At 65.5% G+C, this 13996-nt stretch carries 9 protein-coding genes; 4 read left to right on the forward strand and 5 right to left on the reverse strand.

Going from position 1 to position 13996, the window contains the following annotated elements:
- Nucleotides 1–17 precede the first annotated feature (17 nt).
- The 4 genes from tuf to rpsL form a co-directional block, all read right to left on the reverse strand.
- Nucleotides 18–1211 (reverse strand): elongation factor Tu, encoded by a 1194-nt coding sequence (tuf, locus tag FJ887_RS12720; RefSeq protein ID WP_137826108.1) that lies wholly within the window; start codon nucleotides 1209–1211, stop codon nucleotides 18–20.
- Between the two features lie 114 nt (nucleotides 1212–1325).
- Nucleotides 1326–3431, reverse strand: coding sequence for an elongation factor G (fusA, locus tag FJ887_RS12725; protein WP_137826107.1), 2106 nt, complete (start codon nucleotides 3429–3431; stop codon nucleotides 1326–1328).
- Nucleotides 3432–3521: 90 nt separating this feature from the next.
- Complete coding sequence (gene rpsG / locus FJ887_RS12730; protein ID WP_137826106.1) at nucleotides 3522–3992, reverse strand: 30S ribosomal protein S7; 471 nt, start codon at nucleotides 3990–3992, stop codon at nucleotides 3522–3524.
- Complete coding sequence (gene rpsL, locus FJ887_RS12735) at nucleotides 3992–4366, reverse strand: 30S ribosomal protein S12 (protein ID WP_009379175.1); 375 nt, start codon at nucleotides 4364–4366, stop codon at nucleotides 3992–3994. Before rpsL ends, rpsG begins: the two co-directional genes overlap by 1 nt.
- 442 nt (nucleotides 4367–4808) lie before the next feature.
- Between rpsL and FJ887_RS12740 the strand changes: the two genes are divergently transcribed.
- The 4 genes from FJ887_RS12740 to FJ887_RS12755 all read left to right on the forward strand — a co-directional run bounded on the left by FJ887_RS12740 (nucleotide 4809) and on the right by FJ887_RS12755 (nucleotide 9427).
- On the forward strand, nucleotides 4809–5288 hold the full coding sequence (locus FJ887_RS12740; RefSeq protein WP_212743335.1) for a Fur family transcriptional regulator: 480 nt from the start codon (nucleotides 4809–4811) through the stop codon (nucleotides 5286–5288).
- Nucleotides 5289–5365: 77 nt separating this feature from the next.
- The gene (katG, locus tag FJ887_RS12745; protein WP_137826105.1) at nucleotides 5366–7576 is read left to right on the forward strand and encodes a catalase/peroxidase HPI; all 2211 of its coding nucleotides are present in this window, start codon (nucleotides 5366–5368) and stop codon (nucleotides 7574–7576) included.
- A gap of 145 nt (nucleotides 7577–7721) precedes the next feature.
- The gene (locus tag FJ887_RS12750; RefSeq protein ID WP_137826104.1) at nucleotides 7722–8405 is read left to right on the forward strand and encodes a DUF1707 SHOCT-like domain-containing protein; all 684 of its coding nucleotides are present in this window, start codon (nucleotides 7722–7724) and stop codon (nucleotides 8403–8405) included.
- Nucleotides 8402–9427: a 6-phosphofructokinase gene (locus FJ887_RS12755; RefSeq protein ID WP_137826103.1), complete on the forward strand. Its 1026-nt coding sequence runs from the start codon at nucleotides 8402–8404 to the stop codon at nucleotides 9425–9427. The genes FJ887_RS12750 and FJ887_RS12755 overlap by 4 nt, the downstream gene beginning before the upstream one ends.
- 695 nt (nucleotides 9428–10122) lie before the next feature.
- Here the strand turns inward: FJ887_RS12755 and FJ887_RS12760 are convergent.
- Nucleotides 10123–13995, reverse strand: a complete 3873-nt coding sequence (locus FJ887_RS12760) for a DNA-directed RNA polymerase subunit beta' (RefSeq protein ID WP_140955544.1) — start codon at nucleotides 13993–13995, stop codon at nucleotides 10123–10125.
- Nucleotide 13996 lies beyond the last annotated feature (1 nt).

Here is a 13996-nt window from a genome sequence, read left to right on the forward strand (position 1 = left end):
AGTGGAGAAGAGTCAGATCACTCGATGATCTTGGTGACTCGACCTGCACCGACGGTGCGGCCGCCCTCGCGGATGGCGAAGCGGAGGCCTTCCTCCATGGCGATCGGCTGGATGAGCTCGACCGACATGTCGGTGTTGTCGCCGGGCATGACCATCTCGGTGCCCTCGGGCAGCGTGATGACGCCGGTGACGTCGGTGGTCCGGAAGTAGAACTGCGGACGGTAGTTCGAGTAGAACGGGTTGTGACGGCCGCCCTCGTCCTTGCTCAGGATGTAGACCTGACCTTCGAACTTGGTGTGCGGGGTGATCGAACCCGGCTTGACGATGACCTGGCCGCGCTCGACGTCTTCGCGCTTGGTGCCGCGGAGAAGCAGACCGACGTTCTCACCTGCACGGGCGTCCGGCAGGGTCTTGCGGAACATCTCGATGGCGGTGACGGTCGTCTTCGACGAGTTCGGCTTGATGCCGACGATCTCGATCTCCTCGTTGGGGAGGAGGACGCCGCGCTCGACACGACCGGTGACGACGGTTCCACGACCGGTGATCGTGAAGACGTCCTCGACGGGCATGAGGAAGGGCTTGTCGATGTCGCGCTCCGGCTCCGGAACGTACTCGTCGACCTGATCCATGAGGTCTTCGACGGTCTTGACCCACTTCTCGTCGCCTTCGAGGGCCTTGAGAGCGGAGACCTGGACGACGGGAGCGTTGTCGCCGTCGAACTCCTGGCTCGAGAGCAGGTCGCGGACCTCGAACTCGACGAGCTCGAGGAGCTCTTCGTCTTCGACCATGTCGGACTTGTTGAGAGCCACGACGATGTAGGGCACACCCACCTGGCGCGCGAGCAGGACGTGCTCACGGGTCTGCGGCATCGGACCGTCGGTGGCGGCGACCACGAGGATCGCGCCGTCCATCTGAGCAGCACCGGTGATCATGTTCTTGATGTAGTCGGCGTGACCAGGGGCATCGACGTGAGCGTAGTGACGCTTCTCGGTCTGGTACTCAACGTGCGAGACGTTGATGGTGATGCCGCGCTCCTTCTCCTCAGGTGCGTTGTCCACCTGGTCGAAGGCGCGAGCCTCGTTGAGATCGGGGTACTTGTCCGCCAGGACCTTGGTGATCGCAGCGGTCAAGGTGGTCTTTCCGTGGTCAACGTGGCCGATGGTGCCGATGTTGACGTGCGGCTTAGTCCTATCGAAACTAGCCTTTGCCACTGGGTTCCTCCTCGTGGTTGGCAAAAGATATGCGGTTCATATCTTAGACCTTTGTTGGTTATCTTTCATTCCAGTGATGTTGTTCTACATCACCTTGGCGATGAGCTGTGGAGATTACTCTCCGCCACGCATCTTCTGGATGATCTCGTCGGCCACAGCCTTCGGGACCTCCGCATAGCTGGAGAACTGCATCGAGTACACCGCACGGCCCTGGGTCTTCGACCGCAGGTCTCCGATGTAGCCGAACATCTCCGACAGCGGGACCACAGCCTTGACGACCTTCACGCCGGAAGCGTCGTCCATGGACTGGATCTGGCCACGCCGAGAGTTCAGGTCGCCGATGACGTCGCCCATGTACTCCTCAGGGGTGCGCACCTCGACTTCCATGACCGGCTCGAGCAGAACCGGGTTCGCCTTCTTCACGGCCTCCTTGAGGACCATCGAACCGGCGATCTTGAACGCCATCTCCGAGGAGTCGACGTCGTGGTAGGCACCGTCGACCAGAGTGGCCTTGATGCCGACCAGCGGGTAGCCGGCGAGGACGCCGAGCTGCATCGCATCCTGGATGCCGGCGTCGACGCTCGGGATGTACTCACGAGGCACGCGACCGCCGGTGATGGCGTTCTCGAACTCGTAGATCGTGTCGCCGTCGACCTCGAGAGGCTCGAAGGTCACCTGGACCTTGGCGAACTGTCCCGATCCACCCGTCTGCTTCTTGTGGGTGTAGTCGTACTTCTCGACGGCGCGACGGATCGTCTCGCGGTACGCGACCTGCGGCTTGCCGACGTTCGCCTCGACCTTGAACTCGCGACGCATGCGGTCGACGAGGATGTCGAGGTGAAGCTCGCCCATGCCGCGGATGACGGTCTGGCCGGTCTCCGGGTCGAGTTCGACCTGGTAGGTCGGATCCTCTTTGACGAACTTCTGGATGGCAGCCGAGAGCTTCTCCTGGTCGCCCTTCGTCTTGGGCTCGATGGCCACGGAGATGACGGGCTCGGGGAAGGTCATCGACTCGAGCGCGATCGGGTGTGCGGGATCGCACAGCGTGTCGCCCGTCGTCGTGTCCTTGAGACCGATGAACGCGTAGATGTGACCGGCGATCGCCTCTTCGACCGGGTTCTCCTTGTTGGAGTGCATCTGGAAGAGCTTTCCGACGCGCTCCTTCTTTCCGCTCGTGGCGTTGAGAACCTGCTCGCCCGACTTCACCTGTCCCGAGTACACGCGGACGTAGGTGAGCGCACCGAAGAACGGGTGCGTGGCCACCTTGAACGCGAGTGCCGAGAACGGCTCGTCGACGGAGGGCTTGCGGACGATCTCCTCTTCCTCGTTGCTCGGGTTGTGTCCGATCATCGGAGGCACGTCGAGCGGCGAGGGGAGGTAGTCGAGGACCGCGTTGAGCATGGGCTGGACGCCCTTGTTCTTGTACGCGGAACCGCACATGACCGGGAAGGCCTCGGAGTTGATGACGAGAGCGCGGATGCCGGCCTTGAGCTCGGCGATCGAGATCTCCTCACCCTCGAGGTACTTCTCCATGAGCTCTTCCGAGCTCTCGGCGACGTCCTCGACGAGCTGGGCACGGTACTCTTCGGCCTTGTCCTTGAGATCCGCGGGGATCTCGATCTCGGTCATGTCCTGACCCTTCTTGGACTCGTCAGGCCAGATGTAGGCCTTCATCTCAAGAAGGTCGACGATGCCCTCGAAGTCGGACTCGGCACCGATCGGCAGCTGGATGACGAGCGGCTTCGCACCGAGGCGGTCCTTGATGGTCTGCACGGTGAAGTAGAAGTCCGCACCGAGCTTGTCCATCTTGTTGACGAAGCACACACGCGGAACGTTGTACTTGTCAGCCTGACGCCACACGGTCTCGGACTGCGGCTCAACGCCTTCCTTGCCGTCGAACACGGCGACGGCGCCATCGAGGACGCGGAGCGAGCGCTCCACCTCGACGGTGAAGTCGACGTGTCCCGGGGTGTCGATGATGTTGATCTGGTAATCGTGCCAGTAGCAGGTCGTCGCGGCCGACGTGATCGTGATGCCGCGCTCCTGCTCCTGCTCCATCCAGTCCATCGTCGAGGCACCGTCGTGGGTCTCGCCGATCTTGTAGTTCACACCGGTGTAGAACAGGATGCGTTCGGTCGTAGTGGTCTTACCGGCATCGATGTGGGCCATGATGCCGATATTGCGGACCTTGTTCAGGTCGGTGAGCACGTCAAGTGCCACGGTGTCTCTCTCTCAATCGATGACTTGACCGCAGTCCCTTCCCTCCCGACCGATCTGCGCAGCAGACCGATCGGGCGGCAAGGGCGACGATCACCAGCGGTAGTGGGCGAAGGCCTTGTTGGACTCGGCCATCTTGTGGGTGTCCTCACGGCGCTTGACAGCGGCACCGAGGCCGTTGCCCGCGTCGAGGATCTCATTCATGAGACGCTCGGTCATCGTCTTCTCACGGCGCTGGCGGGCGTAGCCCACGAGCCAGCGCAGTGCCAGGGTCGTCGAACGAGCAGGACGGACGTCGACCGGCACCTGGTAGGTCGCACCGCCGACGCGGCGGGAGCGGACCTCGAGGGACGGGCGAATGTTGTCGAGAGCCTTCTTGAGGTTGGCAACCGGGTCGTTGCCGTTCTTCTCGCGGGTGCCCTCGAGGGCACCGTAGACGATGCGCTCGGCAGTCGAGCGCTTGCCGTCGAGCAGGATCTTGTTGATCAGCTGCGTGACGAGCGGCGAGTTGAAGACGGGGTCGACGACGATCGGTCGCTTCGGTGCAGGACCTTTGCGCGGCATTACTTCTTCTCCCTCTTCGCTCCGTACTTGCTGCGGGCCTGCTGACGGCCCTTGACACCCTGGGTGTCGAGCGAACCGCGCACGATCCGGTAGCGCACACCCGGAAGGTCCTTGACACGGCCACCGCGCACGAGCACGATCGAGTGCTCCTGCAGGTTGTGTCCCTCACCGGGGATGTACGCGGTCACTTCGATCTGGCTCGAGAGCTTGACACGAGCGACCTTGCGAAGAGCCGAGTTCGGCTTCTTGGGGGTGGTGGTGTACACACGGGTGCACACGCCGCGACGCTGGGGGCTGCCCTTCAGGGCAGGGGCGTCGGACCCTGCGGATTTGTTATGCCGTCCTTTGCGGACGAGCTGCTGGATTGTCGGCACTAAGCGTTCTCCATTGCTTCTCGATGAACCTAATTCCCACATCGGCCGCGACGCAGGTCGCGTTTGTGAACCGTGGGACATATCCGACTGAACACCGGGTGAAGCTTGACTCCCGATGCCAGTAACCACGCGGCCTCACACACCCTGCGGTCGGGAGTGTCGCAAGGACACGCGCGCGCAGAGTTCTGCTCGGTCGGGCGGCCTGCGCCGGTCGCATTCACACGGGATCCAGGTCTCACAACACACCTGGCATGATCGTTCGACGACGCAGATAACACAATCAGTCGCCTCCCAGAATATCGCGTGCGCGAGCCTCCGGTCAAAATCGCCGGAAGCGGCGTATCCTGCTCCGCCCGACCGTCCCCGGGAGGAGAGACGCAGGTCACGAAGAAGCAGGCTCGCTTCCTTGACTCATTCAAGAAAACCATGCAAGGGTGAAAGGGTGACAGAGGAACAACAGGCGCCGACAGGGAACTATTCCGCGATCCTGCGGACCAGCTCCCTGCGCGTGACGAAGCAGAGAGTCGCGGTGCTGGCAGCGGTGGACGCCCATCCCCACGCCGACACCGAGACCGTCATCCGCGCGGTCAGGGAGGACCTCCCCGAGGTCTCCCATCAGGCCGTCTACGACTCACTCCACACCCTCACCGAGGCGGGTCTCCTCCGCTGCATCCAACCGTCCGGGTCCGTCGCCCGGTACGAGCGGCGCATCGGCGACAACCATCATCACCTCGTGTGCCGGGAGTGCAGCCGGATCGTCGACATCGACTGCACGGTCGGTCAGGCACCGTGCCTGACCCCGTCACACGATCACGGTTTCGTCATCGACGAGGCCGAGGTGACGTTCTGGGGTCTGTGTCCGGACTGCGCCCGCCGCAGTGCCGAGCCGGAGCCCGAACACCGGCTGCCCTCTGTCGTCTGAGCCGGGAGGCGCTCTCGCCGCGCCCTTCCGTCGCCATCAGCTGAGCCCGACCGGGGCTCGACACCGAAAGGAACACCATGACCGACACCTCCACTGCAGGCGGCTGCCCAGTCGTCCACACGACCGCGGGTGCCAACCCGACGACCGAACCCGGATCGCTGACCACTCCCCTGCAGGGCGACGCCAACGCCCAGTGGTGGCCCAACCGGCTCAACCTCAAGATCCTCGCGAAGAACCAGCCCGCCCGCGACCCGATGGACGCCGACTTCGACTACGCGGCGGAGTTCTCCAGCCTCGACTACGACGGGCTCAAGGCCGACCTCGCCGCGCTGCTGACGACGAGCGAGGACTGGTGGCCGGCTGACTTCGGCAACTACGGTCCGTTCATGATCCGCATGGCCTGGCACTCCGCCGGCACCTACCGCGTCCAGGACGGCCGCGGCGGCGGCGGTGAGGGCCAGCAGCGCTTCGCGCCGCTCAACTCGTGGCCGGACAATGTCGGACTCGACAAGGCCCGCCGCCTCCTGTGGCCGGTGAAGAAGAAGTACGGGAAGAAGATCTCGTGGGCCGACCTCTTCATCCTCGCGGGCAATGTCGCCCTCGAGCAGATGGGATTCACGACCTTCGGCTTCGCCGGCGGTCGCGCCGACGTGTGGGAGCCCGACAACGACGTCTACTGGGGTTCGGAGACCGAATGGCTCGGCACCGACAAGCGCTACGCGGGCAATCGTGAACTGCAGAAGCCGCTCGCGGCGACGACGATGGGCCTCATCTACGTCAACCCCGAAGGCCCCGAGGGCGAACCCGACCCGGTCAAGGCCGCCGCTGACATCCGTGAGACCTTCGGGCGGATGGCGATGAACGACGAGGAGACCGTCGCCCTCATCGCCGGCGGCCACACCTTCGGCAAGACCCACGGCGCCGGACCCGAGAGCCACAAGGGCCCCGACCCGGAAGCCGGTGCCCTCGAGGAGCAGGGCCTGGGCTGGAAGTCCGACTTCGGCACCGGTTCGGGCAACGACGCGATCGGCAGCGGCATCGAGGTCACGTGGACCTACCACCCGACCCGCTGGGACAACGAGTTCTTCCACATCCTCTTCGCGTACGAGTGGGAGAAGTTCGAGAACGAGGGCGGCCACATCCAGTGGCGTCCGGTCGACGGCGGCGGCGATGACATGGTGCCGATGGCCCAGGGTGAGGGACGCCGTGAGCCCCGCATGCTCACGACCGACCTCTCGCTACGCTTCGACCCGGCCTACGAGAAGATCTCGCGTCGCTTCAAGGACGATCAGAAGGCGTTCGAGGATGCGTTCGCCCGCGCGTGGTTCAAGCTCACGCACCGCGACATGGGACCCGCGACCCGCTACCTCGGACCCGAGGTGCCGAACGAGGACCTCATCTGGCAGGATCCGATCCCGGCGGGCACCCCGCTCAACAACGGCGAGGTCGAACTCGTCAAGGCCGCCGTGCGCAACTCCGGCCTCAGCGTCTCCCAGCTCGTGTCGACGACGTGGGCTGCAGCGTCCTCGCACCGCGTCTCCGACATGCGCGGCGGCGTCAACGGCGGTCGCCTGCGCCTCGAACCCCAGCGGAACTGGACGGCCAATGAGCCGGCCAAGCTCGCCGAGGTGATCGGTGTGCTCGAGCGCATCGCCGCTGAGACCGGCGCCTCCTTCGCCGATGTCGTCGCGATCGCCGGCGCCGTCGGCGTCGAGACCGCCGCTGCGGCCGCGGGCTTCGACGTCACCGTGCCCGTGTCGACCGGACGCGGGGACGCCTCGCAGGAGCAGACGGACGTCGAGTCCTTCTCCTACCTCGAGCCGACCCATGACGGCTTCCGCAACTACCTCACCCCGGGTCTGCCGCTGGCCGCCGAGTACCTTCTCCTCGACCAGGCGAGCCTGCTCGGTCTCACCACCTCTGAGCTCACGGTCCTCATCGGCGGACTCCGCGTCCTCGGGGCGAACCACGAGGACTCCGAACTCGGCGTGTTCACCGACCGCAAGGGCGAGCTGACGAACGACTTCTTCGTCAACCTCCTCGAACTCGGCAACACGTGGAAGGCCGTCGGCGATTCGGCGACGACCAACCTCTACGAGTCCTTCTCCCCGACCGGTGAGAAGCTGTGGTCGGGCAGCCGCGTCGACCTCCTCTTCGGGTCGAACTCCGAGCTGCGGGCGATCGCCGAGGTCTACGCCTCCGACGATGCGAAGGAGAAGTTCGTCAACGACTTCGTCAATGCCTGGTCGAAGGTGGTCGAGGCCGACCGCTACGACCTCAAGCGCTGAGACCAGTCTCTCCTCGCCGTGGTGAGCCGCCTCGGCGAGGATGACCTGCTCTGTGAGGAGAGGTGAGAAGGCGGTGTCCCGTTATCGGGGCACCGCCTTCGTCGTGTCCCGGCCAGGCAGTGTGTCCGCCGCTACACTGGGGACCATGCCCGACGAACAGCTCGAACCACCGTCCCGCCCGAGGATTCGGGCCTCCGATGCCGACCGCGACGCCGTCCTCGCCGTCATCACCGAGGCGGTGAGCAGCGGTCGCCTCGACCCCGATGAGACCGCCGAGCGGCAGGACGAGGCGATCCGGGCGAAGTACCTCCACGAGCTCGCTCCGCTCATCGTCGACCTGCCCGAAGGACGCGAACTCCACCTCCGCCTCGAGCGACAGACGGGCGGGACGACCCCAGGCGCCCAGATCGTGCCGCGCAACGCACCCGCGCCGCTCTCGCCGACGGCCCCGCCGGGTTCCGCGAGCCCCGTGAACTCGGTGGCGATCATGTCCGGGCGGGAGATCGACGTCCCCGCGGGCACTGCCGAGGTGACGACGTTTGCGCTCATGGGCGGGGACAACATCGACCTCACCGAGGTCATGGGTCCCGGCGTCACCGTCGAACTCGTCGCGTATTCGATGTGGGCGGGCAACGACATCTATGTGCCGCCGGGCGTGCAGATCAGAGACGAGACGATCAACATCATGGCCGGCAACGAGATCCGGCAGTCGGCCAGGGGCGACGGCTCGAACGGCACCGTCGTGCTCAAGGGGTTCTCGCTCATGGCCGGCCACGACGTGCACTTGGCCAAAGGCTACCGAGGAAAGGACCAGGGACAGCTGACATGAGAATCGGAATCCTCACCTCCGGCGGCGACAGCCCCGGCCTCAACGCCGTCATCCGCGGCATCGTCCGCAAGGGCATCCGTTCGCACGGCTCGTCCTTCGTCGGCATCCGCGACGGCTGGCGGGGACTGCTCGAGGACGACATGTTCGAGATGTCGATGCTCGACGTCCGCGGCCTCTCCGGACGCGGCGGCACGATCCTCGGCACCTCGCGCACCCACCCCTACGAGGACGGGGGTCCCGCACGGATGCGGGAGGTGCTCGCCGCGCACGACATCGACGCGATCGTCGCGATCGGCGGTGAGGGGACGCTCTCGGGGGCCTCCCGCCTCGTCGAGGAGGAGGGGATCAACATCGTCGGCGTGCCGAAGACGATCGACAACGACCTCGACAACACCGACTACACGTTCGGCTTCGACACCGCCCAGTCGATTGCCACCGAGGCGATCGACCGTCTGCGCACCACTGCGGAGTCCCACCACCGGTGCATGGTCATCGAGGTGATGGGCCGCAACGTCGGCTGGATCGCCCTCCACTCGGGCATGGCCGGCGGGGCGCACGCGATCCTCATGCCGGAGTTCCCGGTGTCGATGGGCCAGATCGGGCAGTGGGTGACCTCGGCGCGGGATCGCGGACGCGCCCCGATCGTCGTCGTCGCCGAGGGCTTCGTGCCCGAGGGCCTCGACGAGCAGATCGCCGACCGCGGAGTCGACTCGCGCGGCCGGGCCCGACTCGGCGGCATCGCCAACTACCTCGCGCCGCTCATCGAGGAGCAGACGGGCATCGAGACCCGCGCGACGATCCTCGGCCACCTGCAGCGCGGCGGCTCCCCCACCGCGTACGACCGGGTGCTCTCGACGCGACTGGGAATGGCTGCGGCCGACCTCGCCCACGACGAGCAGTGGGGCAAGATGGCGAGCCTCAAGGGCACCGACATCGTCGCCGTCGAGATGGCCTCGGCCGTCGACAGCCTCAAGACCGTGCCGCTGGACCGGTGGGAAGAGGCGCAGGTCCTCTTCGGCTGAGGGTCTGCGGTGCTGCTGCGCCGGGGCGGTGGTGATTCTGCGCCGGGTCGATGGTGATTTCGCGCCAAATTGGTGGTGATTCCGGCGCGATTTCCACCCTCAACCTGGCGCAGACTGCGGGGCGCCGCCTGCGGAGTCTCTCCGGGCGGGTGTTCGCAGCATCGGGGCGTGGTGCCTGCGCGTGCCGGCGGCGGCCAGAAGTGTGTCAGCCTGCTGATAGTGTTTCTGCCGGCGAGAAGTTCGCGCCACGCACGCCTTGCCTGCGAAAAGTCGTTCTGCCCATCGACTGGTTGCCTGCACAACGACTTTCGGCCCACAGACACATCCGGCGCAGGGCGTGTCGGGAGCGAGTGCCGGCAAGAAGCGCGTCCGGTGGCCAGAAGTGTGGCGGCCAGCAAGAAGCGAGTCCGGCGGGCAGAAGTGTGTCGGCCTGCTGAAAGTGTTTCTGCCGGCGAGAAGTTCGCGACACGCACGTACTGCCTGCGAAAAGTCATTCTGCCCATCGACTGGTTGCCCGCACAACGACTTTCGGCCCACAGACACATCCGGCGTACAGACCCAATCGGCACAGGGCGTGTCGCAGGCATGCAGAAGGGGCACCCACCGGATCGGTGGGTGCCCCTTCTCACTGCGCTCGGACCGACTGCGCCGCCTCAGCGACTCAGCCGACCGGAGACCGGCAGCTCAGTGCCGACTCAGCTGAAAGCGCCGTAGTCGTAGTCCTCGAGCGGGATGGCGGAACCGGAGTCGGATCCGATGCCCGCGTAGAAGTCACCGTAGCTGTTGGTGAACATCTCCGCCTTCGCCTCCTCCGTCGGCTCCACAACGATGTTGCGGTGCGTCTGGAGACCGGTGCCGGCCGGGATGAGCTTACCGAGGATGACGTTCTCCTTCAGGCCCATGAGCGTGTCCGACTTGCCTTCCATCGCGGCCTCGGTGAGGACGCGCGTCGTCTCCTGGAAGGACGCAGCCGAGAGCCACGACTCGGTCGCCAGCGAGGCCTTCGTGATGCCCATGAGCTCATCACGCGCCGAGGCGGGCTGACCGCCTTCGGCGACCACGCGACGGTTCTCCGCCTGGTAGCGCCCGCGGTCGACGAGCTCGCCGGGCAGCAGGTTCGTGTCGCCCGACTCGATGACGGTGACGCGACGCAGCATCTGGCGCACGATGACCTCGATGTGCTTGTCGTGGATGCCCACGCCCTGCGAGCGGTACACCTTCTGCACCTGCTCGACGAGGAAGCGCTCGGCCTCACGACGACCGCGGATGCGCAGCACCTGCTTCGGGTCGACCGCGCCGACGACGAGCTGTTCGCCCGCCTTGACGTGCTGACCGTCCTCGACGAGGAGGCGGGCACGCTTGGAGACTGCGTGCTCGATCTCGTCGCTGCCGTCATCGGGGGTGATGACGACGAAGCGGGTCTTGCGACTGTCGTCGATCTTCGCACGACCGGTCGCCTCGGCGATCGGGGCGAAGCCCTTCGGGGTGCGAGCCTCGAAGAGCTCGGTGACACGGGGCAGACCCTGGGTGATGTCACCCGAGGACGCCGCCACACCACCGGTGTGGAAGGTGCGCATCGTCAGCTGGGTGCCGGGCTCGCCGATCGACTGAGCCGCGACGGTGCCGATCGCCTCGCCGATGTCGACGAGCTTGCCGGTGGCCATCGAACGGCCGTAGTGCATCGCCGAGATCTGCGTGTCCGAATCCGCGGTGAGCACCGAGTAGACCTTGAGCTCTTCGACGCCGGCGGCCACGAGGGTGTCGATGACATCCGCCGTGACATCGGTCTTCGCCGGAACGATGACGTTGCCGTCGGCATCCGTGACATCGGAGACGGTGAGACGACCGTAGAGGCTCGTCTCGACGTACTCGTGGGGCACGAGGTTGCCCTCGTGGTCACGCTCGGCCACGGGCAGGGTGATGCCCTTGGTCGAATCCGTGTCCTGGGTGCGGATGATGACGTCCTGCGACACGTCGACGAGGCGACGGGTCAGGTAGCCGGAGTCAGCGGTACGCAGCGCCGTGTCCGCGAGGCCCTTGCGGGCACCGTGGGAGGCGATGAAGTACTCGAGCACCGACAGGCCCTCGCGGTAGTTCGAGGTGATCGGACGCGGGATGATCTCACCCTTCGGGTTCGTCACCAGACCGCGCATACCGGCGAGCTGACGGACCTGCATCCAGTTACCGGACGCACCGGACTCGACGAGGCGGAGCACCGAGTTCTCCTCCGGGAAGTTCGTCCGCATGACCTGGTCGACCTTCTCGGTGGTCTCGGTCCACAGCTTGACGAGCTCATTGCGGCGCTCGTCATCGGTGAGCGCACCGAGTTCGTACTGCTGCTGGACCTTCGTGTCGAGCGCCTCGGCGTTCTCGAGGATCTCCGTCTTCGCCTCGGGTGAGACGACATCGGACATCGCCACGGTGATGCCCGAGCGCGTCGCCCAGTGGAAGCCGCCGGACTTGAAGTTGTCGAGCGTGTGCGCGACCTCGACCTTCGGGTACTCCTCCGCGAGGTGGTTGACGATCCGGCTCAGCGCCTTCTTGTCGATCGTCGAGTTCACGTAGGTGTAGTCCGCGGGCAGGTAGTCGTTGAACAGCGCGCGGCCCAGCGTGGTCTCCACGTCGAGCGGCGTGCCCGGCTCCCAGCCCTCGGGAACGTCGAGATCGGTCCCGGGAACGACGTTCTCGAGACGGATCGTCACAGCCGAACCGAGGTCGAGCTCGCCGTGGTCGAAGGCCATGATGGCTTCGCCGAGGCTGGAGAACGACCGGCCCTCACCGGCGAGTCCCCTGCGCTCCGAGGTGAGGTGGTACAGACCGATGATCATGTCCTGGGAGGGCATGGTCACGGGCTTGCCGTCGGAGGGCTTGAGGATGTTGTTGGCCGAGAGCATGAGGATGCGGGCCTCGGCCTGCGCCTCGGGGCTCAGCGGCAGGTGGACGGCCATCTGGTCACCGTCGAAGTCGGCGTTGAACGCCGAGCACACGAGCGGATGCAGCTGGATGGCCTTGCCCTCGATGAGCTGCGGTTCGAACGCCTGGATGCCCAGACGGTGCAGGGTCGGTGCGCGGTTGAGGAGCACCGGGTGTTCGGTGATGACCTCTTCGAGCACGTCCCACACCTGCGGGTGCTGACGCTCGACCATGCGCTTGGCCGACTTGATGTTCTGCGCGTGGTTGAGATCGACCAGGCGCTTCATGACGAACGGCTTGAACAGCTCGAGCGCCATCGTCTTCGGCAGACCCGCCTGGTGGAGGCTGAGCTGCGGACCGACGACGATGACCGAACGGCCCGAGTAGTCGACGCGCTTGCCGAGCAGGTTCTGACGGAACCGGCCCTGCTTGCCCTTGAGCATGTCCGACAGCGACTTGAGCGGGCGGTTGCCCGGTCCGGTCACGGGACGACCGCGACGACCGTTGTCGAACAGCGAGTCGACGGCTTCCTGGAGCATCCGCTTCTCGTTGTTGACGATGATCTCGGGAGCACCGAGGTCGAGCAGGCGCTTGAGGCGGTTGTTGCGGTTGATGACGCGACGGTAGAGATCGTTGAGATCCGAGGTCGCGAAGCGGCCACCGTCGAGCTGGACCATCGGACGCAGCTCCGGCGGGATCACCGGGACGACGTCGAGGACCATGCCCTCGGGGTTGTTGTCCGTGGTGAGGAACGCGTTGACGACCTTGAGGCGCTTGAGCGCACGGGTCTTGCGCTGTCCCTTGCCGGTGTTGATGAGCTCGCGCAGCTTCTCGGACTCGGCTTCGAGGTCGAAGTCGAGCAGGCGCTTCTGGATCGCCTCGGCGCCCATGGCACCCGTGAAGTAGAGGCCGAAGCGGGCGAACATCTCGCGGTAGAGGCTCTCGTCACCTTCGAGGTCGTTGACCTTGAGGTTCTTGAACCGGTCCCACACCTGCTCAAGGCGGTCGATCTCGCGATCGGCGTTCTTGCGCAGCTTGTCCATCTCCTTGTCGGCGACGTCGCGCAGCTTCTTCTTGGCCTGCGCGGTTCCGCCGTCGGCTTCGAGGGCCGCGAGGTCCTCTTCGAGCTTCTTGGCACGACGGTCGATGTCGGCGTCACGGCGGTCGCCGATCTGCTGCTTCTCGACGTCGATCTTGTTCTGCAGGCTCGGCAGATCCCGGTGACGGGACTCCTCGTCGACAGAGGTGATCATGTACGCGGCGAAGTAGATGACCTTCTCGAGGTCCTTCGGCGCGAGATCGAGCAGGTAGCCCAAGCGCGAGGGAACGCCCTTGAAGTACCAGATGTGGGTGACGGGAGCGGCGAGCTCGATGTGGCCCATGCGCTCACGGCGCACCTTGGCACGGGTCACCTCGACGCCGCAGCGCTCGCAGATGATCCCCTTGAAGCGCACGCGCTTGTACTTGCCGCAGGCGCACTCCCAGTCACGGGTGGGGCCGAAGATCTTCTCGCAGAAGAGTCCGTCCTTCTCCGGCTTCAGGGTGCGGTAGTTGATGGTCTCCGGCTTCTTGACCTCACCGTGCGACCAACCGCGGATGTCATCGGCGGTGGCGAGACCGATCCGCAGCTCATCGAAGTAATTGACGTCAGGCACG

It is taken from the genome of Brevibacterium sp. XM4083 (genome assembly GCF_006489205.2).
Taxonomy (GTDB): Bacteria; Actinomycetota; Actinomycetes; order Actinomycetales; family Brevibacteriaceae; genus Brevibacterium.

Bases quoted from the DNA above. Each gene is read 5' to 3' on its own strand.
- rpsG (WP_137826106.1), bottom strand. From the start codon at position 3,992: ATGCCGCGCAAAGGTCCTGCACCGAAGCGACCGATCGTCGTCGACCCC.
- FJ887_RS12750 (WP_137826104.1), top strand. From the start codon at position 7,722: ATGCCCGACGAACAGCTCGAACCACCGTCCCGCCCGAGGATTCGGGCC.
- FJ887_RS12755 (WP_137826103.1), top strand. From the start codon at position 8,402: ATGAGAATCGGAATCCTCACCTCCGGCGGCGACAGCCCCGGCCTCAAC.
- katG (WP_137826105.1), top strand. From the start codon at position 5,366: ATGACCGACACCTCCACTGCAGGCGGCTGCCCAGTCGTCCACACGACC.